The 24,320-nt window shown below is 64.0% G+C and carries 23 protein-coding genes; 14 read left to right on the forward strand and 9 right to left on the reverse strand.

All coding sequences use genetic code 11. From position 1 onward, the window contains the following. Nucleotides 1-167: 167 nt before the first annotated feature. On the forward strand, nt 168-1,295 hold the full coding sequence (locus HHL14_RS19650) for a glycosyltransferase family 4 protein (RefSeq protein WP_407945293.1): 1,128 nt from the start codon (nt 168-170) through the stop codon (nt 1,293-1,295). Here the strand turns inward: HHL14_RS19650 and HHL14_RS19655 are convergent. Continuing rightward, on the reverse strand, nt 1,285-2,550 hold the full coding sequence (locus HHL14_RS19655; protein WP_169499288.1) for an O-antigen ligase family protein: 1,266 nt from the start codon (nt 2,548-2,550) through the stop codon (nt 1,285-1,287). The two genes, HHL14_RS19650 and HHL14_RS19655, sit on opposite strands and share 11 nt — an antisense overlap. Nucleotides 2,551-2,814: 264 nt before the next feature. Between HHL14_RS19655 and HHL14_RS19660 the strand changes: the two genes are divergently transcribed. After that, nucleotides 2,815-3,660 (forward strand): glycosyltransferase family 2 protein, encoded by an 846-nt coding sequence (locus tag HHL14_RS19660; protein ID WP_169499289.1) that lies wholly within the window; start codon nt 2,815-2,817, stop codon nt 3,658-3,660. Nucleotides 3,661-3,789: 129 nt separating this feature from the next. Here HHL14_RS19660 and HHL14_RS19665 read toward each other — a convergent pair whose 3' ends face one another. Beyond that, nucleotides 3,790-4,119 carry a hypothetical protein gene (locus HHL14_RS19665; RefSeq protein WP_169499290.1) on the reverse strand — a complete coding sequence of 110 codons (330 nt, stop codon included), beginning with the start codon at nt 4,117-4,119 and terminating at the stop codon, nt 3,790-3,792. Between the two features lie 190 nt (nt 4,120-4,309). On the opposite strand from HHL14_RS19665, the gene HHL14_RS19670 reads away from it, so the two are divergent. Next, nucleotides 4,310-5,242, forward strand: coding sequence for a recombination-associated protein RdgC (locus HHL14_RS19670; protein ID WP_169499291.1), 933 nt, complete (start codon nt 4,310-4,312; stop codon nt 5,240-5,242). 129 nt (nt 5,243-5,371) lie between these two features. Here HHL14_RS19670 and HHL14_RS19675 read toward each other — a convergent pair whose 3' ends face one another. From HHL14_RS19675 to HHL14_RS19700, 6 genes are all read right to left on the reverse strand, one after another. Then, nucleotides 5,372-6,430 carry a FecR domain-containing protein gene (locus tag HHL14_RS19675; RefSeq protein WP_169499292.1) on the reverse strand — a complete coding sequence of 353 codons (1,059 nt, stop codon included), beginning with the start codon at nt 6,428-6,430 and terminating at the stop codon, nt 5,372-5,374. After that, entirely contained in the window at nt 6,408-6,941 is a 534-nt protein-coding gene (locus HHL14_RS19680; RefSeq protein WP_169499293.1) for a sigma factor-like helix-turn-helix DNA-binding protein, read from the reverse strand. Before HHL14_RS19680 ends, HHL14_RS19675 begins: the two co-directional genes overlap by 23 nt. Nucleotides 6,942-7,619: 678 nt before the next feature. Next, nucleotides 7,620-8,828: an MFS transporter gene (locus HHL14_RS19685; protein WP_169499294.1), complete on the reverse strand. Its 1,209-nt coding sequence runs from the start codon at nt 8,826-8,828 to the stop codon at nt 7,620-7,622. 258 nt (nt 8,829-9,086) lie between these two features. After that, on the reverse strand, nt 9,087-9,566 hold the full coding sequence (locus HHL14_RS19690; RefSeq protein WP_169499295.1) for a VOC family protein: 480 nt from the start codon (nt 9,564-9,566) through the stop codon (nt 9,087-9,089). A 210-nt stretch (nt 9,567-9,776) separates the two neighbouring features. Beyond that, nucleotides 9,777-10,259, reverse strand: coding sequence for a VOC family protein (locus HHL14_RS19695; protein ID WP_169499296.1), 483 nt, complete (start codon nt 10,257-10,259; stop codon nt 9,777-9,779). 207 nt (nt 10,260-10,466) lie between these two features. Further along, the gene (locus tag HHL14_RS19700; protein ID WP_169499297.1) at nt 10,467-12,161 is read right to left on the reverse strand and encodes an SH3 domain-containing C40 family peptidase; all 1,695 of its coding nucleotides are present in this window, start codon (nt 12,159-12,161) and stop codon (nt 10,467-10,469) included. A gap of 469 nt (nt 12,162-12,630) precedes the next feature. Here HHL14_RS19700 and HHL14_RS19705 point away from each other — a divergent pair, with 469 nt between their 5' ends. The 3 genes from HHL14_RS19705 (at nt 12,631) to HHL14_RS19715 (ending at nt 15,842) form a co-directional block, all read left to right on the forward strand. After that, nucleotides 12,631-13,053 carry a TOBE domain-containing protein gene (locus HHL14_RS19705; protein WP_169499298.1) on the forward strand — a complete coding sequence of 141 codons (423 nt, stop codon included), beginning with the start codon at nt 12,631-12,633 and terminating at the stop codon, nt 13,051-13,053. A 103-nt stretch (nt 13,054-13,156) separates the two neighbouring features. Continuing rightward, a complete protein-coding gene (locus HHL14_RS19710) occupies nt 13,157-13,657 on the forward strand; it encodes a GAF domain-containing protein (protein ID WP_169499299.1) in 501 nt (166 codons plus the stop codon). A gap of 451 nt (nt 13,658-14,108) precedes the next feature. Next, nucleotides 14,109-15,842 carry a putative bifunctional diguanylate cyclase/phosphodiesterase gene (locus tag HHL14_RS19715; RefSeq protein ID WP_169499300.1) on the forward strand — a complete coding sequence of 578 codons (1,734 nt, stop codon included), beginning with the start codon at nt 14,109-14,111 and terminating at the stop codon, nt 15,840-15,842. Between the two features lie 109 nt (nt 15,843-15,951). Here the strand turns inward: HHL14_RS19715 and HHL14_RS19720 are convergent, their stop codons facing one another. Further along, nucleotides 15,952-16,176: a hypervirulence associated TUDOR domain-containing protein gene (locus HHL14_RS19720; protein WP_169499301.1), complete on the reverse strand. Its 225-nt coding sequence runs from the start codon at nt 16,174-16,176 to the stop codon at nt 15,952-15,954. 219 nt (nt 16,177-16,395) lie between these two features. On the opposite strand from HHL14_RS19720, the gene HHL14_RS19725 reads away from it, so the two are divergent. From HHL14_RS19725 to HHL14_RS19760, 8 genes are all read left to right on the forward strand, one after another. Then, on the forward strand, nt 16,396-17,205 hold the full coding sequence (locus tag HHL14_RS19725; RefSeq protein WP_169499302.1) for a mechanosensitive ion channel family protein: 810 nt from the start codon (nt 16,396-16,398) through the stop codon (nt 17,203-17,205). A gap of 440 nt (nt 17,206-17,645) precedes the next feature. Next, on the forward strand, nt 17,646-18,590 hold the full coding sequence (locus tag HHL14_RS19730; RefSeq protein ID WP_169499303.1) for a LysR substrate-binding domain-containing protein: 945 nt from the start codon (nt 17,646-17,648) through the stop codon (nt 18,588-18,590). An 89-nt stretch (nt 18,591-18,679) separates the two neighbouring features. Then, complete coding sequence (locus HHL14_RS19735; protein ID WP_169499304.1) at nt 18,680-19,150, forward strand: RidA family protein; 471 nt, start codon at nt 18,680-18,682, stop codon at nt 19,148-19,150. A 10-nt stretch (nt 19,151-19,160) separates the two neighbouring features. Further along, nucleotides 19,161-20,396, forward strand: coding sequence for an aminotransferase class V-fold PLP-dependent enzyme (locus HHL14_RS19740; protein WP_169499305.1), 1,236 nt, complete (start codon nt 19,161-19,163; stop codon nt 20,394-20,396). After that, complete coding sequence (locus HHL14_RS19745; RefSeq protein ID WP_169499306.1) at nt 20,384-20,680, forward strand: 2Fe-2S iron-sulfur cluster-binding protein; 297 nt, start codon at nt 20,384-20,386, stop codon at nt 20,678-20,680. The genes HHL14_RS19740 and HHL14_RS19745 overlap by 13 nt, the downstream gene beginning before the upstream one ends. A gap of 120 nt (nt 20,681-20,800) precedes the next feature. Then, nucleotides 20,801-21,553 carry a hypothetical protein gene (locus tag HHL14_RS19750; RefSeq protein ID WP_169499307.1) on the forward strand — a complete coding sequence of 251 codons (753 nt, stop codon included), beginning with the start codon at nt 20,801-20,803 and terminating at the stop codon, nt 21,551-21,553. Continuing rightward, a complete protein-coding gene (locus HHL14_RS19755) occupies nt 21,553-22,947 on the forward strand; it encodes an ATP-grasp domain-containing protein (RefSeq protein ID WP_230413137.1) in 1,395 nt (464 codons plus the stop codon). Before HHL14_RS19750 ends, HHL14_RS19755 begins: the two co-directional genes overlap by 1 nt. After that, nucleotides 22,944-24,311 (forward strand): ATP-grasp domain-containing protein, encoded by a 1,368-nt coding sequence (locus HHL14_RS19760; protein WP_206002416.1) that lies wholly within the window; start codon nt 22,944-22,946, stop codon nt 24,309-24,311. The genes HHL14_RS19755 and HHL14_RS19760 overlap by 4 nt, the downstream gene beginning before the upstream one ends. Nucleotides 24,312-24,320 lie beyond the last annotated feature (9 nt).

A 24,320-nucleotide genomic window follows, 5' to 3' on the forward strand; every position in this document is an offset into this window, starting at 1 on the left:
TGGTCGTACTCAGTCGCGTGCAGTCCTGGCTGGCCGCACGCGGTCGTACCCGGTCACACCCAGTGGCATGGAGTCATACCCGGTCATACCCATCCTTTACAATTGCCGCTGCCCGCAACCCGGCGCGGCGCGGCCTGTCCGCGAGCGTGCCTCACCGAGACCGATCCTTGCCAGAGCCGACCCGAGAGCCGAACCGAGACTCAAGCCGAGACTCAAGCCGCGATCCGAACCGCCGTCCCCTCACCGACATCGCGCTGACCGCCCAGGCATTGAAGAACAGCGGCGGCGCCGAGCGCTATACGCGCGACGTGATCGCCGGGCTGCATCGGCTCGGCCTGCGCCCGACGCTGTTCGCCCGTGAGATCGATCGCGCGCTGCCCGAGGCCGGATGGATCGACGCGCAGCCGCTCAACGTGCGCTGGGCGCCGCGCAAGCTGCGCAATCTCGCCTTCGACTGGCGCCTGAAGCAACGCCTGAAGCGCCATCGTCCCGCGTGCGTGTTCTCGATCAATCACTCGACGCACGCCGACGTCGCGCTGTGCGGCGGCACGCATCCGGGCTCGCTCGAAGCGGCCGGCCGCGCGCCGCGTCGCAGCGACGAGTGGCAGATCGAACTCGAACGGCGCGTCTACACACAGGCGCGTTCGATCGTCGCGCATTCGGAGTTGATGAGCCGCGAGTTGCAGCGCTTCTATGACGTCGCCGCCGAACGCATCGACGTGATCTATCCGCCGGTCGATACCGAACGCTTCAAACCGCTCGACGCCGCCGCGCGCGCGGCCGTGCGCCGCGAGCTGAATCTGCCTGACGACCGCGTGATTTTCGTGTTTTCGTCGACGAGCCACGAGCGCAAGGGTTATCCGCTGCTGGAGGCATTTTTCGAACGCACGACGTTGCCGGTGTGCCTCGTCGTCGCCGGCCGGCCGGTGCCGAGGACGAGCGACACGATCCGCTACGTGGGCTACAGCAAGGAGATCGAGAAGCTGTTCGCGGCCGCCGACTTCACGGTGGTCGCATCGGCGTACGAGCCGTTCGGGCTAGTCGGTGTCGAGTCGGTGATGTGCGGCACGCCGCTCGTGATCGCCGACAACGTCGGCTCGGCCGAGACCGTGACGGGCGCGGCGAAGATCGAATTTTCGCGGCAGGAGAAGGGCAGCTTCGAACGCGCGATCGGACTGGCGCTCGAGCGGATGAAAAACGGCGGCGCGCGTATCGCGGCGCCGCGCGACGCTCTGGTGTACGACCCGAGCGTCGATGCGCACGTGGCGGCGCTTTACGCGTTGTTCACGCGCTGATTGACCGCTCGGCCGCGCGCAGCTCGCGCTTGCGCGCATCGATCACCGCCAGCAGCGTCGCCACCAGCAGCGCGAGCAGCACCGTCACCATGATCGGCACGAGCACGTCGATCGTCAGGCCGAAGATCACGGTGCTCGTCGCCACCGCGAGACCCGCGTAGGAGGCCGCGCGAATCGTCGGGTCGGCCGCCTGCCGGTGGCGCCAGAAATAAATCCCCATGCCGTAATAGAACAGCAGCAGGCAGACGATGCCGACCGCGCCCATCTCGGCGAGAGTCGAGAAGAAGTCGCTATGCGCGCGCTCGTTGACGATCTCGGTTTTGACCTCGCCACGTTTGGCCATCACGCCGAGTTCGTCGACCAGACGTCCCTTGCCGATGCCCCACACCGGGTGCCGCTCGAAAATCATCCGCGATGCGTTCCACAATTGCAGGCGTAGGCCGGTGGCCGTGAAGTCGTCGCCCTTGTGCATCATCGACACGTCGTTCGGCACTTCGGCCAGCCGCTTCTCGACGCGTTCGGTCGACAGCAGCCCGCCCGCCGCGATCACGATCGCGAGCATCGCGATCGCAAAGCGCTTCTTGTGCGAGAACCACTGGTACTGCATGCCGAGCAGCACGACGAACACCGGCAGCGCGAGCCAGCCGCCGCGCGTGCCCGATAGAAACGACGCGTAGCCGCCCGCCACCAGCGCGACGACGCGCGGCAGCAGCACGCGCCAGTCGCGCGGATTGTCCCAGCCGAGCGTGAAGACCGACAGGAACGCGAGCAGCAGCGCGGTATCGCCGAACGGGATCGCGTTGGTGTACGAATTGTTCAGGCGATTCGCGTCGGTCCAGCCGCCCGGCGGCTGATCCACGATCGCCCACAGGCCGACGGCGAGCGCGCCGGCCGCGCAACCCCAGCCGAGTACGCGCAGATTGCGCGACGGTAATTGCCGCAGCAGCAGAAAGACCGGCAGCGCGAGCACGAAGCGCGACAGCGCGTCGAACTGACGCGGCAACCAGTAGCCGAGCACCAGTTGCTGCACGGCGATCCCGACCACTAGCGCGAGCATCCCGATCGTGAACCAGCGATAGGTGCGCAGCGCGGAGAAATAGCCCGGCATGCGCCGGTTGGCGAAGGCCGCGCCCAGCGCGAGCGCAACGATGGCGAAGAAGCAGTAGCCGGTGCCGCCGCGCCACATCAGATTGACTGCGGGCGCGAGAAACAGCAGGGCCGTCGTGAGCCAGACCAGACTGGAAGCAAAAATCATAGGCCTACGTTATCGATGAACACACTACCGTTCCGGTGGTGGAATTGCAGGGGGTGCCGGACCATTTGAATTTTCAAGACGGTAGAGCGAACCGGATTATAACCATGCACACCCTTGCAAAATGCTTGCTGCCGCACGCGGTAAGGATGTGTGGCGTCCGGCGCGGGCGCGGGGCGGGGGCAGTGTCTGTCGTGCGAACGGGCCGGGGCGGTACAATCGCGCGACATTCACGCCGCGCCCGCGCCGGCTCAACGGACCGAAGCGATGTTCTCGATCATCATCCCCACCTGGAACAACCTGCCTTACCTGCGCCTCGTGATCAAAAGTCTGCGGCGCCATTCGACCTATCAGCATCAGATCATCGTGCACGTGAACGACGGCTCGGACGGCACGCTCGCGTGGGTGCGCGACGAGGGCATCGAGCATACCGCGTCGCCGGACAATATCGGCATCTGCCACGCCGTCAATATCGCGGCGGCGCGCGCGACCCAGGACTACATCGTCTATATGAACGACGACATGTACTGCTGCCCCGGCTGGGACGAGGCGCTCGCGCGGCGCCTCGCGCAGATGCCGGCGGACCGGCTGTTCATGCTGTCCGGCACGATGATCGAGCCTGTCGATAGCGGCAACCCGTGCGTGGTGGTGCACAACTTCGGCCGCGACGTCGAGACGTTTCGCGCTGACGAACTGGTCGCCGCGACACCGGGCCTCGTGCGCGCCGACTGGCGCGGCGCGACATGGCCGCCGACGCTCGTGCATCGCGACTGGTGGTTCAAGGTGGGCGGCTACAGCAGCGAGCTGAGCCCCGGCATGAGCAGCGACAACGATTTCTCGATGAAGCTGTGGGACGCCGGCTGCCGCGTGTTCGTCGGCGTCGGCGACAGTCTCGTCTATCACTTCCAGCAGAAGAGCACCGGCAAGGTCGTCAAGAACGACGGGCGTCGCCAGTTCCTCAACAAGTGGGGGATGACGCAGGCGACGTTCGACCGCTACTACCTGCGCCGCGGCACCGCGATCGACGGCGCTATCGCGGTCGAGGACCCCGAGCGCACCGGCCGCTTGCGGCGCGCGCTGTTGAAGTCGCGCATCAAGCGGGCGTTCAGCTAGGCGGGGGAGTCGGCGGCGCATCGGGTGAGGTAACAACGGGCGCTGCTGCCGGCAGCGCAGCCGAAGCCGAAGCCGAAGCCTGAGTCGGAATCGGGCCTTGCGTCGCATGCTGGCGCGTCACGCGCCCGATCACACCCCGCCGGTCACCAACGGCAGCACCGTCAGATCCGGATGCGTACCATCGACGATGCTGCGTCCCACGTGCACCGCTTCGTAGAGCGCTTCGTCGACGTTCGCGAAGCTCTCTTCGCCGTCGGCATGAAACGGCACCGCGTGGCCCGGAATGTGAGGGTCGGCGCCCGGATGGCAAACGTAGCCGAGATAGGTGTAGCGGCTGTCGTGCGCGGCCGACGCATCGGCGGGATGCGCGGGGTCGGGCGGGGTCGTCGCGACTGGCGACACGTGGATCTCGAAGCCTTCGTATTGCACCGTCTGCCAGGCTGCGGTTTCGTCGGCCATGACCGCCTCCGTCTGGGTCTGTCCTGTCAAAAAGTCTAGGTGATTTGGCGCCAAAGCGTGCGCGCGGGGGGCTATGGCAAAACCCTTACGGCCGCGACCACCCCGTCGCAGCGCGCCACGTCTGCTGGAACGCAGCCGCGTTGTTCCGTCGGATAAAATGCTGAGCTTTGCCCGGAGTCCGAGTTCGCCCATGTGGTTCAAAAACCTTCAGTTGCACCGTCTCCCCGCGCCGTGGTCCGTCACCCCCGAACAGATGCAGAAGTGGCTCGCGCCGTACGCGTTCGCGCCCGGCCAGAGCGTCGAAATGCAGGCGCAGGGCTGGGCGCCGCCGCGTGACGGCGACTCGCTCGTGTATGCGCAGAACGGCCAGATGCTGCTGACGTTCCGCGCCGAGAAGAAGCTGCTGCCGGCCTCGGTCGTCACTCAGGTGACGCGCGAGCGCGCGCTCGAACTCGAAGAGCAGCAGGGCTTCAAACCCGGCCGCAAGCAGATGCGCGAATTGAAGGAGCAGGTCACCGACGAACTGCGTCCGCGCGCGTTCAGCATCCGTCGCGATACGCGTGTGTGGATCGATTGCACGCATGGCTGGCTGGTGATCGACGCGGCGTCGCAGGCGGTGGCCGACGACGTGCGCGGGCTGCTGGTGAAATCGATCGATCAGTTGCCGCTGATGACCGTGCGCGTCGCACAGTCGCCGGTTGCGGCGATGACCGGCTGGCTGCTCGACGGCGAGGGTCCGGCCGGCTTCACGCTCGATCAGGACACCGAGCTGCGCTCGCCCGCCGAGGGCAACGCGACGGTGCGCTATGTCGGCCATACGCTGGACACCGACGACATGCGCCGGCACATCGAGGCGGGCAAGCAATGCATGCGGCTCGCGATGACATGGAACGACCGCGTGTCGTTCGTGCTGACGCCGTCGTTGACGATCAAGCGCATTGCACCGCTCGACGTGCTCAAGGAAGCGAGCGACCCGACCGCGCAGAACGACGACGAACGTTTCGACTCCGACGTCGTGCTGATGACGGCCGAACTCGATCGTTTGCTGACCGATCTGATCGACGCGTTGGGCGGCGAGCAGGGCGAAGCGGGGTTTGCGTTGCCGCAGGCGGTGGCGGCTTGAGGAGCTGAAGGCCTGAGGTCGACGTCGCGTTCGAGTCTGGATTGCGTTTGCGTTGCTGCTCGGCTGGTTTGAGCCAGCGCGACGTAGGCAAACCGGACTCGAGCACGGCGCGACCCGCGCCGCTCAGACTCAAGCCGGGCGACGCCCAAACTCCGACGGCGCGGGCGCGCTGCCAGCACCGTCCGTGCCGTCGCGCGCTTCGACCCGCGTCCAGTACGGTGTGATCGAGCGCAAACGCAGCGGATAGGTCCGCTGCAACAACGCGAGCGTCGCATCGGTATCGGTGAGCTGATAGATGCCCGACACGCGCAGATCGGCGACGTCGTCGGCGTAGTGCAGCGTGCCGTGGTGGTAGCGCGCGAGTTCGGCGACGAGCTCCGCGATGCGCATGTTGTTCGCGTAGAGCAGGCCGCGCGTCCACATCGCCTCGCGTGGGTCGAGCGCTTGCGGCGCTGCCGCGCCATTGCGCGTGAAGGTGCCGGACTGATTCTGCGTCAGCACGAGCGCGTCGCCGGCTGCCGGCAAGAGCCGCGCGTCGCCACGAAACGCGGCCACGCGCGTGGCGTCATGCTGCCGACGCACGCTGAACTGCAGGCCGAGCGCCTCGACGAGTCCTTCCATCGTTTGCACCAGCAACACCGGCGCCGGACGCGCCGATCGCGCGCGTGGCGTGTTGGCCGCATCGCGCGGGGTGTCGGCGGGGCGCACCATGATCTCGCCTTGAAGCAGACGAATGCGCCGCAAGCCCGTATCGAACGCAACGTTGATCGCGCTCGCGCTGCCGAGCGTGATCTGCGAGCCGTCCGCAAGTAGTACGTCATGCACCTCGCCGGTGGCGGTGCGGAAGTCGGCCAACCACGTCTGCCACGGCAGGTGGCTCGCGAGCCAACCGGCGGGCGCGGCGATCGCGAGTCCCGACAGCATTTTCAGCGCGCGCCGCCGCTCCTTCGATACCGCCGTGACGCCCGCGCCTTCGCGCAGCGCCGGACCGGCGCCCACGGGCACGGCGTCGAACTGGCGGCGCAGTTGCTGCGCGAGCGCCCATGCGTGCCGATGCGCGTCGCTTTGCTCGCGCCAGCGCTCACAGGCTGCGTGGTCGGCGTCGGTGGCATGGCCCGAATTCAGCCGGACCAGCAGTTGCGCCGCTTGCCGCAGGATCTGCTGGTCAATCGCCGCGGTGTTGGTCATGAAGCGCGCCCAGACATTCTTCGAAGGCCGTGGCCAGATAGCGCTGGACGGTGCACACGGAAACGGCGAGGTGGTCGGCGATCCGCTCGTGGCTCAGGCCGTCGAGCTGGGACAGCAGCAACGTCGCTCGTACGGGCGCGCTCAGTCGTTGCAGCAGCGCATCGAGGTGGCGCAGGCTCGCGAGCACCTGCGCGCGTTCCTGTTCCGACGGCGCGTGGAGTTCCGGCCGCGACGCCAGCACGTCGAGGTAGCTGCGTTCGAGCGAGCGGCGCTGCGCCTGCGCGACGAACCGGCGACGTGCGATAGCCGGCAACCACGCGCGCGGTCGATACCACGGCTGCCGCGGGGCCCGGGTGCCCGCATGACGCGCGCTCGATGCGTCGGCGAAGTTGTCCGGAGACAGCGCGGCCGACGGGTGTGCGTCGCCCGGTTGCCGGCACAGCCAGCCGAGCAGCCCGTCGTGGCGCCCGGCGTAGAGAGAGTGCAGTGACCTCGCCTGGGTAGTGGTCATGATTGCCTGGATTTTCCGTAATGGACACATGAAACATTTTTGTTAAATTTGCCTTATCCACAGCGCATTTAACAATGACATTTAACAATCATTGTCTTTTGAATCCAGTTTTCTGGATTTTGAAAATCAGCGTCCCGTTTATGATGGTATTTATGCAATACGATTATCTCGGCGGGAATCGGTTATTACACTGATTTCCCTGCCGGCAGCAGGGTCGTGGCCGCCATCGTGGTGCAGGGCGCGGGGTGTTCCTCGAATTGGTGCGCGCTGTCATGCGCGCGTAAAGAAATTGCGTTAGGGGCTTTCCGTTTATTTCTGGTGTGATATATAACGTGGAAAATTAATTATCGGGAATAATTTTTAATCGGTAATTTCCCTGCATGTATTAATCGATACGAGCGTCGAGCCAGGTAAAACGATTTACCGTCGTCACAGATGGAGCCGTGTCGCTGCAAAAGAGACCTTGGAGCGCAAGCGTGGCTTCGGGCATCCTCGGCATGCGCCGTGGCTTAACAGAAGGGCGATGAGATCGCAATGGACATGCCAGCGCAGCGCACCGGCCCTGCCCAAGTTCGACGTCGCCGGAAAAATGGCAGTCGCATCAACGGCTTGCGGACTTTCCCGGAAAGTTATGCACAGATTTGCCAACAAAATCTGTGGGTAACTCTGTGCGTGCCGCTACTCGTCGAGCGCCCACCCGCGCTTGCGGCGCAGCAGCGCCGTGCCGAGCGCTACCGCCGCGCCGATGCCGCCCATCGTCAGCGACAGCGCGACGATCAGCGGACCGGTTTGCGTGCGCACGGAAAACACGCCGACGAGCAGGCCGGCGAGCGGCTGCGTCAGGTTGTTCAGCAGGATCGCGACGCCGATCGTCTTGCCGTAGTCCTCGGGCGGAATGATCCGCAGACGCGCGCTGCGAATGTAGACGTTGAACATCTTGTCGAAACCGACGATCAGCAGGAAGCCGAGCGCATAACCCCATGGTGCCGTGCTGGCGCCCGCGATCACACCGCCCGCGCAGATCGTCACGAATGCGACGAGGCCCAGCACGCGCGCGGGCCAGCCGGCGCGCGCAACGCTCAGCAGCACCAGCACTGTGGCGAGCGCGCCGGCCGTTTGCAGTCCCGCGTAGTAGCGATTCGATTGCGCATGAAAACCCGTGACCATCGCCGCCGAAGTTGCGAGCGTCACGCCGATCACGAGGTTTTCCGCCGCCGCGAGCACGATGACCTTCTTCAGTCCCGGCAACGTCCAGATATGATCGAGCGCGATGCGCAGCGGGCGCGTCCAGTGACCGGCAGGCGCGGGCGCCGCGGCGGGCGCGCGAAAGCCGCTCAGACGCTGCCAGACGAATAGCGCGGCATCGGCGGCGAGAAACAGTACGCCGGTCGCGGCGACCACCGTTTCCCAGCGCCACAGGCCAAGCAGCAGCGCGGCGAGCAGCGGGCCGAGCACGAAGCCTAACTGGTCGGCCAGCTGCGAATAGGCGAGCACCTTCTGGATCTGCTGCGTGCTGAAGATTTGCGGCAGCATCACTTCACGCGCGACCAGCCCCTGGCTCGTCAGCACGCCGCACGCGGCTGATAACGCGATCAGCCAGCCGAGGCCGCCGAACAGCGCATACGCGGCGATCCCGCCGAAGCACACGAGCGCGCGGACCGCCTGGCTCAGACGCATCAGCCGAAGCGGTGGGAAGCGGTCGCATAGCGCGCCGAAAAACGGGAAGACGAGGTAGCGCGGCAGCGTTTCGATGAAGAACGCGAGGCCGGACCACGAGACCTGGCGAGTCGTCTGAAACACGACGAGCGGGACGAGAAACAGCAGGATCTGATCGGCGAGACGCGCGATGAACAGCGAACAGAAAAAGGCCTGATGGTTGACGCGCACGGTGATCGTCTCGCCGGGTAGGGGGCGAGAGCGATGCTATCAAAGTTCGACGCGGCGCGGTTTGGCTGCGCGGGGGCGAGGGGGCTGCTTGGTGAGGCCGTTCGACGAAGCCGCTTGATGAGGCTGTTCGGTGAGGCCTCAACACGCGTGACTGGCCGCGTGACCGGCCGGCGTCGCGTCGTGTCGCCCGGCTATCGCTCGTGCCTGCTCATGGCGGCTCGCCACGACGCATCACCGCCACGCGCCACGCATCACACGTCATGACTCGCCGCGATAGGCTTTCCTGAGCTCGCCGATATCGAGCTTGATCATCTTCATCATCGCGATCATCACGCGGTTCGCCTTCTCGTGATCCGGGTCGCGCACCATCTCGAGCAGTCCATCGGGCACGATCTGCCACGATACGCCGTAGTGGTCCTGCAGCCAGCCGCAGGCCATCGTTTTGCCGCCGGCGTCGAGAAACTTCGACCAGTAACGGTCGACTTCTTCCTGCGAGCTGCAATGCACGAGTAGCGAGATCGCTGGCGTGAACGTGTATTGCGGGCCACCGTTCAGCGCCATGAATTCCTGACCTTCGATCTCGAACGTGACGGCGAGCACGTCGCCTTTAGGTCCGGGCGCAGCCTCGGTGTAGTGCAGCGTTGCGGCGATGCGCGACTTGGAAAACACGGACAGGTAGAAGTTCGCGGCTTCTTCCGCTTTGCCGTCGAACCATAGACAGGGCGCGATTTTCTGCATGAGGTGGCTCCTTCAGGATAGCCGGGAGAGGCTGTGCGTGTGAGTGCGCGGACGGGGTGGCCGGCCGGTGGGCTCGTGGGCCGTGCCGTGGCGATTCGCTGGCGATGTGGCAGTGATGCGGCGGTGATCGCGCAGCGGCGGACCGCGCTGGCCGTTGGCCGCCTGCGTGGCCCGCTTCCATCACCGGTTTCTATCGCCCGGTTCCTGCGCTTACTTCTGCTGTTCCGATGGGCAGTTCATCGTCACCATCGCCTGCTGGATTTCCTCGGCGCTCAGATCGCGCTTGTGCGTCGCGAGCGACCAGCTGTGGCCGAACGGATCCTTGACCTGACCGTAGCGGTCGCCCCAGAACATGTCGGTGACCGGCATCGTGACGGTGGCGCCTGCATCGACGGCCTGTTTGAAGCTTGCGTCGACATCCGGCACGTAGTGGTGAATCGTGACTGGCGTGCCCTTCAGCGTGGCCGGGCCGAATGCCTGGTGCTCGGGCCATTCGTCGGTGAGCATCAGCATCGAATCGCCGATTTTCAGCGTCGCGTGCATCACCTTGCCGTCCGGGCCCGGCAGGCGGATCTGTTCGACGGCATTGAAGGCTTTCGTGTAGAACGCGATCGCTTCGGCGGCGTTCTTGCAGATCAGGTAAGGCGTGAGCGAATGCATCCCGTCCGGGATGGGTTTGACGGCGCTGGACATGACGGTGACTCCTTGAAGTAACGGTTCCTCAGTGGAAAGACCGGCTGCGTGAGCTGGGTCCTCAACGTTACGACGAGTTGGCGTCCGCCGGATCGACACTCCGGAAAAAATATTTTTGGGCGAGGGCGAGGGCGAGGGCGAGGGCGAGGGCGAGGGCGAGGGCGAGGGCCGCCCCCCGTTATCGCGGCCGGCCACCGCCGCTGCGACCTAGCCCGCCGGATTGTCCTCGTCGGCCGGCGGCGCGGACGCCGGCACCGCGCTGCCCGCGGGCGCGCCAAGGATGCTGATCTGGAACGTGCGCGTCGCCGCGAGCGATTGCAGCGTCGCGTCCTCGGGGATGTGCTCGTAGAGCGGCAGGATCACCGAGCCGCCGATCACCGCGCGCCGGCTGTTGTCGGCCGGTCGCAAGCCCCATACGTCCTGATAGACGACCGGTACCGTTACGCCGTCGCGCGTCGTGTTGCCGAGGTACAGCATCACGTGGCCGCCGATATAGATCAGCGTGCGCAGCGGCACGCCGTGTCGCGCGAGATAGTCGAGCCGCGCGGCGGGCGTCGCGTCGGACAGGTCGGTCATGCGCCCGGCGTTCATCTGCGTCGACGAATGGCGCGGCAGCCACACGCCGAACGCGGCGAAGATGCTTTGCAGTTCCGACGAGCAGTCGTTGTAGAGGCCGCTATTGCCCCAACCGTACGGCCGCCCGATCAGCGCTTTCATCAGCATCGCGAGATGGCGCGGCGTCGCGGCGAGCGGCATCGGCGCGATCTGCGAGGCGTCGAGCGACGCGGTGCGGATCAGCGCGCGGCCATCGACGTCGCGTACGGGCACGAGCAGTTGGCGGGTGGGGGCGGTGGTGTTGGCCGCGAGCGGGCCGGCTGCGCCGTTGGCCCCGTCCATATCGTCCGCAGCCGCTGCTGCAGCGGCTGCCGTCTTGCCACGGCTATGCGCCGGAGCCGCCGTCGACTCCGGCACCAGCGGCAGCATCGTCCCCGCCGGCGCGTCGAAGCGGAACACCGCGCGGCTGTCGCTGACGGCCGCCGACGCCACGATCACCGCGCCCAGCGACTGCCCGGCCGCCGCGCGCCATCGGTCGATGAAGCGGTCGTCGGCGAATGCGACGCCGTCGCTGCGCACCCAGCCCTGCACGTCAGGCGTCTGCACGTAGTGCCACGCGCCGTCGACGCTGCTGCCGAGCACGTAGAGCGGCGTGCCTGGCCGTACCGCCGAAATCTGCAGGTTGTCGAACGGATAGCCCTCGCCGGCCAGACGATGGCTGTAAAACGACGGATCGGTGGTCGGCAGCTCGCGCACCATCAGGTTGCCGGTCGCGATCGCGCGACGCTCGGGTCGATAGACCGGCGTTTGCGTGAACTGCGCGACGTTCATGTTGCGCGCGATCGCGTCGATCCACGCCTTGTCGTGCGGCCGGAAGTTCTCGCCGTAGCCGAGCACGCGGCCCTGCTTGCCGGTGTTGTCGAACTTGTCGATACGGCGCTGTTGCAGCGCGGCAATGTCCGCGCCCTGCTCGCGAAACACGCGCGTCGTCACGTACGCCGCATTCCACGGCGACGGCGCGTTCGGGCCGGTGCCGAAGTAGCGCGCGGATAGCGCGTCGAAGTGCGCGCGCTGCTCGGCGGCGCTCAGAAACGGCCGGTCGTAGTCGGGGCTGTTCGGATCGAGCCAGCGATCGACGTTCTGGTCGTAGTTCGCGAGCGGGAACAGCGAGACGTTGTCGACGAACACATGGGTGTCGCGCGGCGGCGTCGGATTGCTGCACGCGACGAGCGTCGTGACGGCCGCGCCGAGCGCAATGGCGCGGCAGGCGCGGCGCGTGCTCGGCCGCGACACGGGCCATGAGGTCAGCCACGAAGAGACGCGGCGGGAAAGGGCGGCGACGGGCATAGAGATTCGGCGGAGGAAGTCCAAGGGCACGATGATACGGTGTCGGCGCGGCGCGCGGCGGCTTGGGGGCGTGGCTCGACAGCGGTCGGATTGCTGGGGCGGGCGGTTTGCGCGGTTTGCGGCGTCGGCGTCGGCGTCGTGTCGTCGCCGCGGGCGCGGCGTGCGGACCGCCACGCGGGTTCACCGTGCGTGGCTGTGTGCGCTGCGGTGTACGTCGTTACCCATTTTGCCGTCGCGATCTTTGCAACGAACTGCAAACCGTGGTCGCCGCGCAGCGTTATGGACACCCGGATATCACGCTTTTGTGGTCTGATCGCGTCAGCGAACGAGCGGTGTAAGTTGCGGTATCGGCGCCGTGCGCGTACCGGTCCGCGGCTTCCACTACACTCGTTCTATCCGTCCGCTTCGCATCCGACGGCATTGCCGTGCAACGCACGCGCGAGGCATTCCAACCGGCAAGGAGTCCACCATGAAAACCAGCGCACGCAATCAGTTCAGCGGCGAAGTCAGCGACGTCAAACACGGCGCGGTCAACGACGAAGTCACGCTGCGCACCCAGGACGGTCTCGAGATCGTCGCGATCATCACGCACGGCAGCGCGCAGTCGCTCGGACTGGCCGCCGGCAAGAAAGCGTTTGCGCTGGTGAAGGCCTCGTCGGTGATCGTGATGGTCGACGTCGCGAAACACCAGGTGTCGGCGCGCAACTGCATCGAAGGCAGCGTTGCGTCGGTCACGAAGGGCGCGGTCAATGCGGAAGTGACGATCCGCGCGGGCGGTGCGCAGATCGCGGCGATCATCACGAACGACAGCGTCGAGCGTCTCGGTCTCGCGAGCGGCAAGCCGGCGACGGCGATCTTCAAGGCATCGAGCGTGATCATCGGCGTCGATTGACAGGGCGCCCTTCGCGCGCTGCTGCCGCGAGGCCGCTTGCATTACACTGCACGCCTTGCGGTTTCATGCCGCCTATCTTTCCGCTCTCATCACGGACGTCGTCATGTTCGAAGTTTCCTCCACCTCGCATCTGTCCAAAGCCGCGCAATACGAAGAACTGGTCGCGCAGGCGCGCTCGCTGCTCGCCGGCGAAACCGACTGGATCGCTAATGCCGCGAATTTTTCGTCGTTCGTGTTTCATTCGCTCAGTGATCTGAACTGGGCCGGCTTCTATTTCCACGACGGCCGTGAGCTGGTGGTCGGCCCGTTCCAGGGCAAACCCGCCTGCGTGCGCATTCCGCTCGGCAAGGGCGTGTGCGGCACGGCCGCGCAAACCCGTCAGACCCAGGTCGTGCGCGACGTGCATGAATTTCCCGGCCACATTGCGTGCGATTCGGCATCACAATCGGAAATCGTCGTGCCGCTCGTCGCGCCCGACGGCACGCTGATCGGCGTGTGGGACGTCGATAGTCCGGTCGTCGCGCGCTTCGACGCGGACGATGCGAAGGGCATGGAGGCGCTGTGCGCGGTGTTCATTGAAGCGGCGCTGCCGCGCGGCGTGTAGTTTTTCCGCGGAGGAGTTGGTCGCGCGTTTGCAGTGCATTGGCAGCGTATTCGTCGCATTCGTCGCGCATTCGTGGGTCCGCGCGGCATTCGCGGCCGGCGTGAATCTTTTCCGTTGATGCAGGGCGTCCAGTAGCGCGCGCCTGTTTGCGCATCGATTCACCGTTTCAAGCGCCCGTGCGTACGGCGCGCCGTGATACGTGCCGCGGCGTCGGCTTTCGGTCGCCCCACAGTCGTTTTTCAGCGGCTTTCGAGTTATTCAATAGCGATTTTCACGGGCGTTTTATGCCTCTCCGGCATATCGGCGCGTGCGCGAAAGCCGCTATCATACGCACGGCACGCCACGTGCGACCTATCCGGGTATCCGCGCGGAATACGGGGTCGATCGTTTGCGCCGTGCGGCAGCACCACCCCCACTCGCTTTCACTACTCAGGACGACAAGGCCGGCGCGATGCAAGACCCCACTCATGTCGAAGCACGCACGCGCGATGCCGCGCTGGCGGCCGCGCCTTACGGCATGTTCATCTGCACCGCGGACGGTGTCTTCGAAACCGTCAACGCCGCTTTCGAAAAGCTGACCGGTTTTGGCGCGCAGGATCTGATCGGTCTGCGCTCGTTCGAATCGCTGCACGATCCGGCCGAACTCATCAAACGACGCGCGGAATTGCCGTCGCTCGCGACGCTTCATACGCGTTACGAAGGCGAGTGGACCTATCTGCGGCGCAATGGCTCGACGGTCCGCGTCGCGTTCGCGCTGGCGCCGCTTGAGGCTGGATTCGAGGCTGGATCAGATGCCGGCTTCGAGGCCGCGGATGCACGGACGTTGCCGGCACAGCGCTACGTCGGCATCGTGGTCGACATAACTCGCTATGCGCAATCCGAAGCGCGCCTGTGGTACGTCGCGCATCACGACGGTGTGACGCGGCTGCCGAATCAAACGCTGTTTACCGAGCGCCTCGAACTGACGATCGCGCGCTGCCGGCGCACCGGCGACGGCTTTACCGTGCTGATCGCCGAGCTCGATCATCTGCGCAAGCTGCGCGATGCGTTGGGCCTGCATGCGGCCGAACTGGTGCTGCAGATCGTCGGCGAACGTTTGCGCGGCATGTTTCCACACGATGGCACGATCGCGTCGATCGGCGGCACGCAGTTCGCGCTGCTCGTCAACGAAACCGGCGCGGCCGCCGATGCGTTCGCCTCCGAAGCGCTCGGTCGCCTCGCCGCAGCGATCGATTGCGCGGGCACCGTGCTCAACATCACCGCGAGCATCGGCATCGCCGCCTATCCGGCCGATGGCGCCGATGCGCCGACGCTGATGCGTCGCGCGGGTGTCGCGTTGTCGGCCGCGTCGGCGGTGAGCGGCAACGCGGTGCGGCGCTTTTCGACCGCGCTCGAAGGACAGGCCGCACGCCGCTTCGAAATCGAAACGATGCTGCGCGACGCGCTCGAGCGCCAGCAACTGCATCTCGTGTATCAACCGCAGGTCACGCTGGCGAACGGCCGCATCGCGCAGGTCGAGACGCTGCTGCGCTGGAATCATCCGCAGCGCGGCATGATCAGCCCGGTCGAGTTCGTGCCGGTCGCGGAAGAGGCGGGGCTGATCGAGCGGATCGGCGAATGGGTGATCCGTACCGCGTGCCAGGAGGCGGGACGGTTGCTCAGGCAGACCGGCGCGTTGCCGCGTTTCGCGGTGAACGTGTCGCCGCAGCAGTTCCAGCGGCAGGATCTGTTCAACGTGATTCGCGACGCGCTCGACGACGCCGCGCTCGATCCTTCGTATCTCGAAGTGGAAATCACCGAGGGCGTGCTGCTCGGCGACATCGATCAGGCGTTGGCGACGCTGCGCGCGTTGCGCGAGCTTGGCGTCGAAGTCGCGGTCGACGATTTCGGCACCGGCTATTCGAGCCTCGCGTATCTGACGCGTTTTCCGCTCAATCGCCTGAAAATCGACCGCTCGTTTGTGCTCGGCATGACGACCGATCCGCAGAGCGCGGCGCTGGTCGGCGCGATCATCGCGATGGCGCACGCGTTGAAGCTGCGCGTGACCGCCGAGGGCGTCGAGACGGCCGAGCAGGCCGCGCAACTCGAAGCGCTCGGCTGCGACGAGGCGCAAGGGTACTGGTTCTCGCGTCCGCTGACGATCGCGGCGCTGCGCAACGTGTTGAAGCCGCTGGGGACGTTTTGAGCGGGCATGCGTAGCGCGGAGGTGCTTTTACGGCGCGTTCGGGTTGGCTAGTTATCCGAAGTATTTTTTATTTGCTCATCCTGCCGCGCGATTGCGCGATTCGTACCGTTCATTCGTACCGCTCTTTCAGGCGCCGCAACGCATCGCCACGATGCACCGCATGCCGGCCGCTTTTCTCGCTGACCACCTCGTAATGCGGGTCGACTTCCGACCCATCGACGATTTTGCCGTCCACCGTTGAGCGGGTAGAAATGACACGCACGATCCTGCCGTGCGTGATGCCTTGTGGCGTATTCCAGCTGACGCGGTCGTGAAGTTTCAGTGGAGGGGGCATTGGAATGTTCCTTCGGATAGGGACTCGAATGGCGGCGCGAAGTCGTGAAACGAGGTCGGGAAATTTCGCTGCGCCGTGCGGTAGGCGTGGGTGAGCGCGGCATTTCGCTGTGAAGACGAAAGCATAAAAAGCAAATCGCGTACCGCGTTGTGAAGCGCAGGGGACGGGAACGCATCGTGCTCCCACTCTCAAGGGACCCTGTACGGAAATCACACGACGATGAATGACTTTTTTGCCCGTCTCTTTCATCTCCAACCGTCGCTGCTCGTTACGCTGACGCACGACGCCGTTCATATCGCGCTCGCCATGCTGATTCTCGTGATCGGCTGGTGGCTCTCGAACCGCATCGGCGCAATGTTTGCGAGGGCACTCGCGCGCACGCGCGCGGACCCGACGCTCGCACCGATGTTGTCGGCGATGGGCACGTGGGCCGTGCGTGTACTGGTGTTCATCGCGGCGCTCGGCGAGGTCGGCATCGCGACCGCCAGCGTGCTCGCGGTGCTCGGCGCGGCCGGCCTCGCGATCGGCCTCGCGCTGCAAGGCACGTTGCAGAACATCGCGGCCGGCATGATGCTGCTGTTGCTGCGGCCGTTTCGCGTCGGCGACGTGATCGAAGGCAGCGGCGCGGCGGCCGGCATCGTGCGCGAGGTTGGACTGTTCACGACACGCATCGAACGCAGCGACGGCAACGTCGTGTTCGTGCCGAACAGCCAGATCTGGAGCAATCCGGTGATCAATTACAGTTGCGGGGGCACCCAACGCATCGAGGTCGAGGTGGAACTGGCGCGGCGCAAGGACGTCGATGCGGCGATCGGGCAATTGCAGAAGCTCGTCGCCGAGGAGCCGCGCGTGTTGAGCGGGGCGACCCTCGCGCCGGTGGTGGCGGTGGCCGATTATCCGGAGGACGGCGGCGCGAAGCTGCGGATCGCGGCGTGGGTGAGGTCGCCGGATGCGTCGCTGGCCGGCGGGGACTTGCATCAGCGCGCGCAGGCGGTGTTGGCGGAGGCGGGGTGCGAAGTGGCGGCGTAGGGTGCATCAGGGCGTCAGGGGCGTCGGTGCCCTGATCGGTAAAGTCCCGATTGAGTGGTGAAGCGTTAGTCTTTTATTCTGACCGGATCGGGCATGACGGGGAAAATAGCGTGTCCAGAATCGCTGCCGTAAAAATGCCGACTAATATCGCGATGGGCGAATCTCGTAAATGAAAAATGTCATTAACGGTATAATCGGGCACCGACAGAATCCTCTGTATGTGAAAATGCTTCGGTGCCGGCATTAATGCGGATTCTTAAAATTCTAAAAAATCTCTTATGCGTTCGGCATTAAACACAAAAATGCCTGCTCATACTGCCTGTATTTTTAACGGAGCGCATACTGATAAACCTGTCATGGTGATAGAACACAGACTACCGTTCCGCCACACGGCCGCCTGCCGTGGCTCGGACAAACCCTGGTAAAACTCCACGCGCCCCATGTCTTATCACGATGCCCCACTCGCTCGCGACCTTCCGCCGCTGCTGACGCTGCGCGTCTTCGAAGCAGTCGCGCGCAATCTCAGCTTTATCCGCGCGGCCGATGAACTCGCCGTAACGCAAAGCGCGGTCAGTCATCAAATACAAAAACTCGAACAATATCTCGGCGTTTTACTTTTTGTTCGCAGAACGAGAAGTATCGAATTAACCGCCGAAGGTAATTCTTATTACGAAAAGGTACGCAAGGGACTGGAGTCGATTGCCGAAGGCACCCGGCAAATTCGCGGCATAAAAAGCCGAACCACGCCGTTGAAAGTCAGTCTCCTGTCGTCATTCGCCACGCACTGGCTCGCGCCGCGGCTCGTCGAGTTCAGCGCCGCCTATCCCGACATCCGTCTGCAGTTGATGCCATCGATCGAATTGGCGAATATCGGTGCGGGCGCGGCCGACATCGCGATACGGTATGGCGAGGGCCATTGGCCGAACGTCGCCTCGACGTTGCTGATGCGCGAACGTATCGCGCCGGTCTGCAGTCCCGCCTATCTTGCCGAGCACGGACCTTTCAAAAGCGTGAACGACATGCGCGAGGGTCCGTTACTGATGTCTTACGCGCTTCGTCATTTCGAGTGGGATGCATGGAGTTCGCATGTTCAGTGGGATCTGACGAGCGTTCCCAAAGTCATGCTGCACGACTACAACATCGTGCTGGAGGCGGCGGTTGCCGGCAATGGCATTGCGATGGGCCGGCATCGCCTGATCGAAAAACGCCTCGCGGCGGGCACGCTGGTCGAGATCTTTCCCGAGTTGGCGTATGAAGGAACGATCGGTTACTGGCTCGTCACGCCCGACGCTCCGCTCGATAGCGTCGTGAATCAATTCCTCGGATGGATTAAGGAAGCCGCGATCGCGCATGCACTCGCTCCGCTCAAACCCGCGAGCCATTAGCGGATTGGATGCGTTGAATTCAAACGTTTGATTTGTCGGCGAATGGTCCGCCTAGCTACGATGGCCCGTCAATTTAGAGAGACGGCCTCATGCCAACCACCATATCGTCGCGTCTATTTGCACTGAATCCCAAACTGCCGGTCGCAAGCAAGCCCGTTGCGAATTACCTTTCCTATACGCAGGCCGGCAATCTTCTTTTCATCTCCGGACAGATCCCGCTCAAAGACGGGCAGCCCGCCTTCAAGGGAACGGTGGGCGACACGTTGAGCGCGGAAGAGGGCGCGCAAGCAGCCGAGCTCGCCGCACTCGGCGTGCTCGCTCAGCTGATCGACGCAACCGACGACGAATTCGAACGCGTGAAACAGGTCGTGCGCGTCGGCGTATTCATCGCCAGCATTGATGGCTTCGATCGCCAGAGCGCGGTTGCAAACGGCGCATCGGATCTGATCGTCAACGTGCTGGGCAACCGGGGACGGCACACGCGGACGGCGATCGGCGTTGCCTCGTTGCCGTCGGGCGTCGCGGTGGAAGTCGAAGCGATCGTTCAACTGCGCGACTGAAGGGGGCGACATGTCTCGAGCCCTCACTCTCGCCGACGTGCAGGCGATGCGCGCGAAAACGCCTGGCTGTGCGCAGGTGGTCCATTTCAATCATGCCGGCGCATCGTTGCCGTCGGCCGCCACGCTGGACGCCATCACGTCGCAACTGCGGCTGGAAGCGCAAAGCGGCCCGATGGAAGCGTCGATGCAAGGCACGCAGGCGGCCGAATCAGCGCGCGCGAACGCGGCAGCCCTGTTCAATGCGACGCCCGCGGAAATTGCGTTCACGAGCAGCGGCTCGGCGGGTTGGGGCATGGCATTTGCCGCACTCGGACGCTGGCAGGCTGGCGACCGGATTCTGGTCGGCCGCCACGAATGGGCGGGTAATCTCGCCACGATGCATCACGTCGTAGACGCAGCGGGTGCGCACATCGAGACCATTCCCTGCGAGGACGACGGCACGGTGTCCGTGCGCGCGCTCGACAACATGATCGACTCGCGCGTGCGTCTGATCGCGTTGACATGGGTTCCCGCCAACGGCGGCGTGATCAATCCCGCCGAAGCCATCGGCGATATCGCGCGACGCCACGGCATTCCCTATTTCATCGACGCGGGTCAGGCGCTCGGTCAGATGCGCATCGACGTTCAGGCGCTCAACTGCGATGTACTGAAAGGAGCCGCGCGCAAGTTTCTGCGCGGCCCGCGCGGCACTGCGCTGCTGTATGTGAAGCAGTCGTCGTTGAAGCGGTTCGCGCCGCCTTATGTCGATGTTCTCTCCGCGCCGTTTGCTGGCGACACCTTCTCGATACGCGATGACGCACGGCGCTTCGAGACTAGTGAAGTGTCCACGGCGCTGCTGTGCGGTTTGTCGAACGCGCTCGCAGAAGCGCGCGAAATCGGTATCGATCGAATCGAGAACTGGGTGAGACCGCTTGCACGGAACCTGAGAGAAAGACTCGCGGCTATTCCCGGTGTCGTGGTTCGAGACCTTGGCCATGCGCATGCGGCACTCGTGTCTTTTACCGTCGACGGCATCGCGGCGGCCGAAGTCAAGTCCGAACTCGCGAGCCGCGGCATCAACGTCGGCGCGAACGGCGTCGCCTATACGCCGCTGGATATGCAGGCGCGCGGCCTGACCGATATTGTCCGAGCATCGATCAGCTATCTGAATGTACCGGGCGAAATCGACATCCTCGTCGATGCGGTGGCGGAAATCGCAGCCAGCTCGGCACAACGAATTGACGGGGTCCGCGAATGCATAAGCTGACGTTACTACCGCAGAACCTTGAAGTCCTGCTGCCTACGAATAGTCCCTTAACCGAACTGGAATTTGAGTTGCATGGTCAGGAGTCCATTCCATTCGGTTGCCGCTCGGGCGCCTGCGGTGCCTGTGTGATCGAAGTGCTGAGCGGCACCGATGCGCTGGGCACTCGCCATGAACCCGAAGCCACCTTTCTGCAAAAGCTCGGTTTCGCGGGCGAGCAGTTCAGGCTTGCATGTCAATGCCGCCTCGCCGGCGATGTCACGGTGTCCGCGGCGGCCGGCAACTGAGCTTGCTACCACCGCCGCGCGAATAAGTCGCAACAGTCGTTTGTTCCTGTCTTGATGGGACAGGCTCGGTCTTCGCTCGAGCCTCGACCTTTCTTTCTCGTGATTTTTATGGAGGCAATAGTGATGAATCGCGTCAAACACGTTGGTTTGGAAAACAGAGCGCCGTTTCTGAGCGCAGTCGCGTCGGAGAAGTTGCGCGCGGAAATCGACTCGCTGATCGATCGGCAGATCGAGCAATGGTACGAAACGGTGCCGTATGCCGCGCACCTCGAAGGCAAGACGATCGACTCCGATTATTACCAGCGTCACCTCATTGAAACCGCATGGCGCATTCGTCTTCTGCGCGTGTCGGAATCGAAAGCGCTGGCGGAGATTGCCAAGCGTAGCCCCGAAGCCGCGCAGATCTGGGCGAATTACGAACGCGAAGAAATGCTTCACGACGAATTGTTCATTCAGGATCTGGCACGTGCCGGCGTCACGCGCGAACAATTCCTCGCCACCGAACCCTATCTGTCGACCAAGCTGTTGACCGGCTTCTTCTCCTATCTGCTCGATCACGAAGGTCCGCTTGGCGTCGTCGCGTACTCGTACCTCGTCGAGTACGTGAACGTGAAACTGGAGCCGAAAAAGCTGCAGGCGCTGAAGGAATCGGTTGGTGAAGCGAACATCGCGGGGCAGGTGTCGCATTCGCATACCGACATCAACGACGATCATCCGGGCGAAGTATGGCAAGCCATTCGTCATCTGATCCGCAGCGATAGCGACGTGCACAGCCTGAAGCGTTATCTCGACGAACATCAGACCGTGCTCGCGCTGTACTTCAAGGAACTGCACGACGACAAGATCCTGAACAAGCAGTTGAAGGCCGCCTGATGGAGATCACGACAATGGCGAATGACGGGGTACTGCTTCTCAGCCACTGCGGCTTTTCCTTTCTGGAGGATCTGGTCGCGGCACTCAACGCGCGCGGCTTGCGCAGCTTCGTGCTGTCGTCGTCGCCGTTGTCGGAGCATCGGGAGCAGCGAATCGACGTGCTGTCGCGGCTGGTGGATCGGCTCATCGTCACCGGGTCGACCGAGCTGACGGCGGACGATGTCGACTCAGCGTTGAACACGTTGCGTGAAAACGGCTTGAACGTCGTGAGCTGCATCTCGGTTTGGGAGGGCTACCGTGAATTGATGGCGCGAGCGAATTCGAGGCTCGGTGTGCCGGATCTGACGGTAGCGCAGGTGAACGTGTTGCGCGACAAGCTTCGCCTGAGAAACCGGCTGGCCGACGCCGGCCTGTCTCAGGCGAGAGCGGTCGAAGTGACGCGCGAAAACTTCGAATCGCTGAAAAGCGACGGCCGGCGCTATTTCGTCAAGCCGGTGTGCGGGATTGCATCGTACGGTGCGTTCTCGCTGCGCGCCGACTCGGCGTGGAGCACGCTGGAGCGCATCGCCAGCGAAGCACAGGATGACGAAATTTATCGCTCCGCGTTCGGCTCGGGTCTGACGTTCATGGCGGAGGACTATGTCGCGGGGCGTGAATATAGTCTTGAACTGATTGTCGTCAGCGGTCGGATTCATTGCATGGCGATTCATGAGAAATGCGTGGTGACCGAGACGGGCGGCACGGTACTCGAGGATTGCTGCACGAGCCCGCCGGTGTCGATCGATGCCTATTCGTGCGCGACGGGCATCGAATGGATTGCGCGTGTATTCGGCGAACTCGGGCTGCGCTGGGGTTGCTTCCATGTCGAAGCACGACACGACGGTGTGCGCTGGGATCTGATCGAAATTAATCCACGCGTTGGCGGCTGCCTGATCTCGCCTAGCGTCAAGGCGCTGAATGGACTGTCGAGCGTGCTGGAGTTGTGGCTCGATCTTCTGATCGTATCGGCCACGACGGATCTGGCGGCGCTCAATGAATTCGAACGCGGCATTGCCGATCTCGCGTACAGGACGGACGGCTCACCCGCAACCGGATACGCGACTTTTTTCAGAGCCTATTTCGCGCGGCCCGGAAAGATCGAATTTGTCGGCTTGCGCAATATCGAGCCTGCGCCGATCGTCAGTCAGGTGTTTCTCAAAGCCGGCGACGAGATCACGCAATCCTCGCGAGAAGTCTTTCTCGGTCAATTGATGTGGTGCTTCCGGCGCGACCGGCGTGAGAACGACATTCCGAATCTCATGCGTCTTTCCGCCGAAGCCATCGAGGTGCGCTACGCGGATGCGACACATCCGGGCGCGCTGAATTCCAACGAAGCCGTCGAGGGCGCCGTATGACTTCACGTCGTGGGACCTTGCTGATCGTCGACTACAACCTGTCGCGCGTGGCGGACGTCATTCACATGGCCGACTACGCCGATCGCCGCTACAACATGGCGACGATTCTGATTCGCGCGAATCCGACTCAACTGGATCACGGTTTGTGCGATCACGTGATTGCACTCGACCCTCTGGCGCCGGATTTTGCCGAGGCGGCGTATGAAGCGCTGTCGCCGTGGTGTGACAGCATTCGCGGCGGTATCGTGTTTTCCGACAATGCGGTGCAAAGCGGCGCGGCACTGCTGGAGCGTCTTGGTTTGGATGCGGACTCCGCCGCATTGGCGCTCGGTGCATTCAGCAAGCTCGAATACCGGCGTGCCGAAGCGCGTTATCGCGAAGTACTGCAGGCGCAGCGCGTGATGGTGCCGGATTGCGTGCCGATTACTTCGTTAGTCGAATTGCAGCAATTCGCCGAAACGCATCCGGAAGGTTTTGTGATCAAGCCTTCGTGCGAGGGAAACAATCGCGGCGTCGTGATGGTGAAGGGCGGCGACGATCTGCCTCGCGTGCTCGACGAAGTCGCGCCCTATCTTGCGGGCGGCGTGATTTGCGAGCAGACGATTCCGTATCGCAGAGAGTTCTCATTCGACGGACTCGGCAGCCTGTCGTTTATCACCGAGAAGGTCAGCGCGTCGGGCCGCTATCCGGTCGAGGTCGCACAGATCATTCCCGCACGCGTCAATCAGACCGAGCGCGAAACCTTGCGACGCGCCGGCAGCCTCGCGAACTGGCTCGTCGGTCAGCGTGACGGACCGTTCCACAACGAAATCAAACTCAGCGACGACGGCCGGGTCGCCGCCGTCGTCGAGCCCAACCGCCGTCCGGCCGGAATGAAGATATGGACACTCGCGAACATGGTCTACGGGGTCGATTTCTATCATCTGTGGATCGACGCGGTGCTCGGTGACGGGTTCAAGCCCAGCACGCTGGAAGCGCGGTGCCATGCGGCGACCGTCATGCTCGGCGTGAAAAACGACTGCTGGTTCGTGCCGTCGGACGTGCCGGGCAGCAGGAAGCCGTTCGTCGAAGCGCTGGCGGAAACGGCATATCGACACCGGTTGCCCGAAGGTGCGCTGCGTCCGAACGAGTTTGCATGGTTGAGCCAGGAGCGTCGGTTCGTGGCGGCCATGCCGAAAGACAACGGCGACTTCGTCGCCTGTGCTTGCGTGTCGCTTCATGCCGGCAGCGCCGATATTCGCGACATCGTGTCGACCTTGCGCGAATGCTGGACAGAGGCACTCGAACGCGCGCTGTCGCCGGCGCTTCCGGCCACGTCGTCCAGAAGCGAGCGCACGGGCAGTCCGCTCCGGACTTTTGCCTGATAGAAAGGA

Source organism: Paraburkholderia antibiotica (assembly GCF_012927125.1).
Classification (GTDB): Bacteria; Pseudomonadota; Gammaproteobacteria; order Burkholderiales; family Burkholderiaceae; genus Paraburkholderia; species Paraburkholderia antibiotica.

Bases quoted from the DNA above. Each gene is read 5' to 3' on its own strand.
- HHL14_RS19655 (WP_169499288.1), bottom strand. From the start codon at position 2,550: ATGATTTTTGCTTCCAGTCTGGTCTGGCTCACGACGGCCCTGCTGTTT.
- HHL14_RS19660 (WP_169499289.1), top strand. From the start codon at position 2,815: ATGTTCTCGATCATCATCCCCACCTGGAACAACCTGCCTTACCTGCGC.
- HHL14_RS19665 (WP_169499290.1), bottom strand. From the start codon at position 4,119: ATGGCCGACGAAACCGCAGCCTGGCAGACGGTGCAATACGAAGGCTTC.
- HHL14_RS19670 (WP_169499291.1), top strand. From the start codon at position 4,310: ATGTGGTTCAAAAACCTTCAGTTGCACCGTCTCCCCGCGCCGTGGTCC.
- HHL14_RS19675 (WP_169499292.1), bottom strand. From the start codon at position 6,430: ATGACCAACACCGCGGCGATTGACCAGCAGATCCTGCGGCAAGCGGCG.
- HHL14_RS19680 (WP_169499293.1), bottom strand. From the start codon at position 6,941: ATGACCACTACCCAGGCGAGGTCACTGCACTCTCTCTACGCCGGGCGC.
- HHL14_RS19690 (WP_169499295.1), bottom strand. From the start codon at position 9,566: ATGCAGAAAATCGCGCCCTGTCTATGGTTCGACGGCAAAGCGGAAGAA.
- HHL14_RS19695 (WP_169499296.1), bottom strand. From the start codon at position 10,259: ATGTCCAGCGCCGTCAAACCCATCCCGGACGGGATGCATTCGCTCACG.
- HHL14_RS19700 (WP_169499297.1), bottom strand. From the start codon at position 12,161: ATGCCCGTCGCCGCCCTTTCCCGCCGCGTCTCTTCGTGGCTGACCTCA.
- HHL14_RS19705 (WP_169499298.1), top strand. From the start codon at position 12,631: ATGAAAACCAGCGCACGCAATCAGTTCAGCGGCGAAGTCAGCGACGTC.
- HHL14_RS19710 (WP_169499299.1), top strand. From the start codon at position 13,157: ATGTTCGAAGTTTCCTCCACCTCGCATCTGTCCAAAGCCGCGCAATAC.
- HHL14_RS19715 (WP_169499300.1), top strand. From the start codon at position 14,109: ATGCAAGACCCCACTCATGTCGAAGCACGCACGCGCGATGCCGCGCTG.
- HHL14_RS19720 (WP_169499301.1), bottom strand. From the start codon at position 16,176: ATGCCCCCTCCACTGAAACTTCACGACCGCGTCAGCTGGAATACGCCA.
- HHL14_RS19725 (WP_169499302.1), top strand. From the start codon at position 16,396: ATGAATGACTTTTTTGCCCGTCTCTTTCATCTCCAACCGTCGCTGCTC.
- HHL14_RS19730 (WP_169499303.1), top strand. From the start codon at position 17,646: ATGTCTTATCACGATGCCCCACTCGCTCGCGACCTTCCGCCGCTGCTG.
- HHL14_RS19735 (WP_169499304.1), top strand. From the start codon at position 18,680: ATGCCAACCACCATATCGTCGCGTCTATTTGCACTGAATCCCAAACTG.
- HHL14_RS19740 (WP_169499305.1), top strand. From the start codon at position 19,161: ATGTCTCGAGCCCTCACTCTCGCCGACGTGCAGGCGATGCGCGCGAAA.
- HHL14_RS19745 (WP_169499306.1), top strand. From the start codon at position 20,384: ATGCATAAGCTGACGTTACTACCGCAGAACCTTGAAGTCCTGCTGCCT.
- HHL14_RS19755 (WP_230413137.1), top strand. From the start codon at position 21,553: ATGGAGATCACGACAATGGCGAATGACGGGGTACTGCTTCTCAGCCAC.
- HHL14_RS19760 (WP_206002416.1), top strand. From the start codon at position 22,944: ATGACTTCACGTCGTGGGACCTTGCTGATCGTCGACTACAACCTGTCG.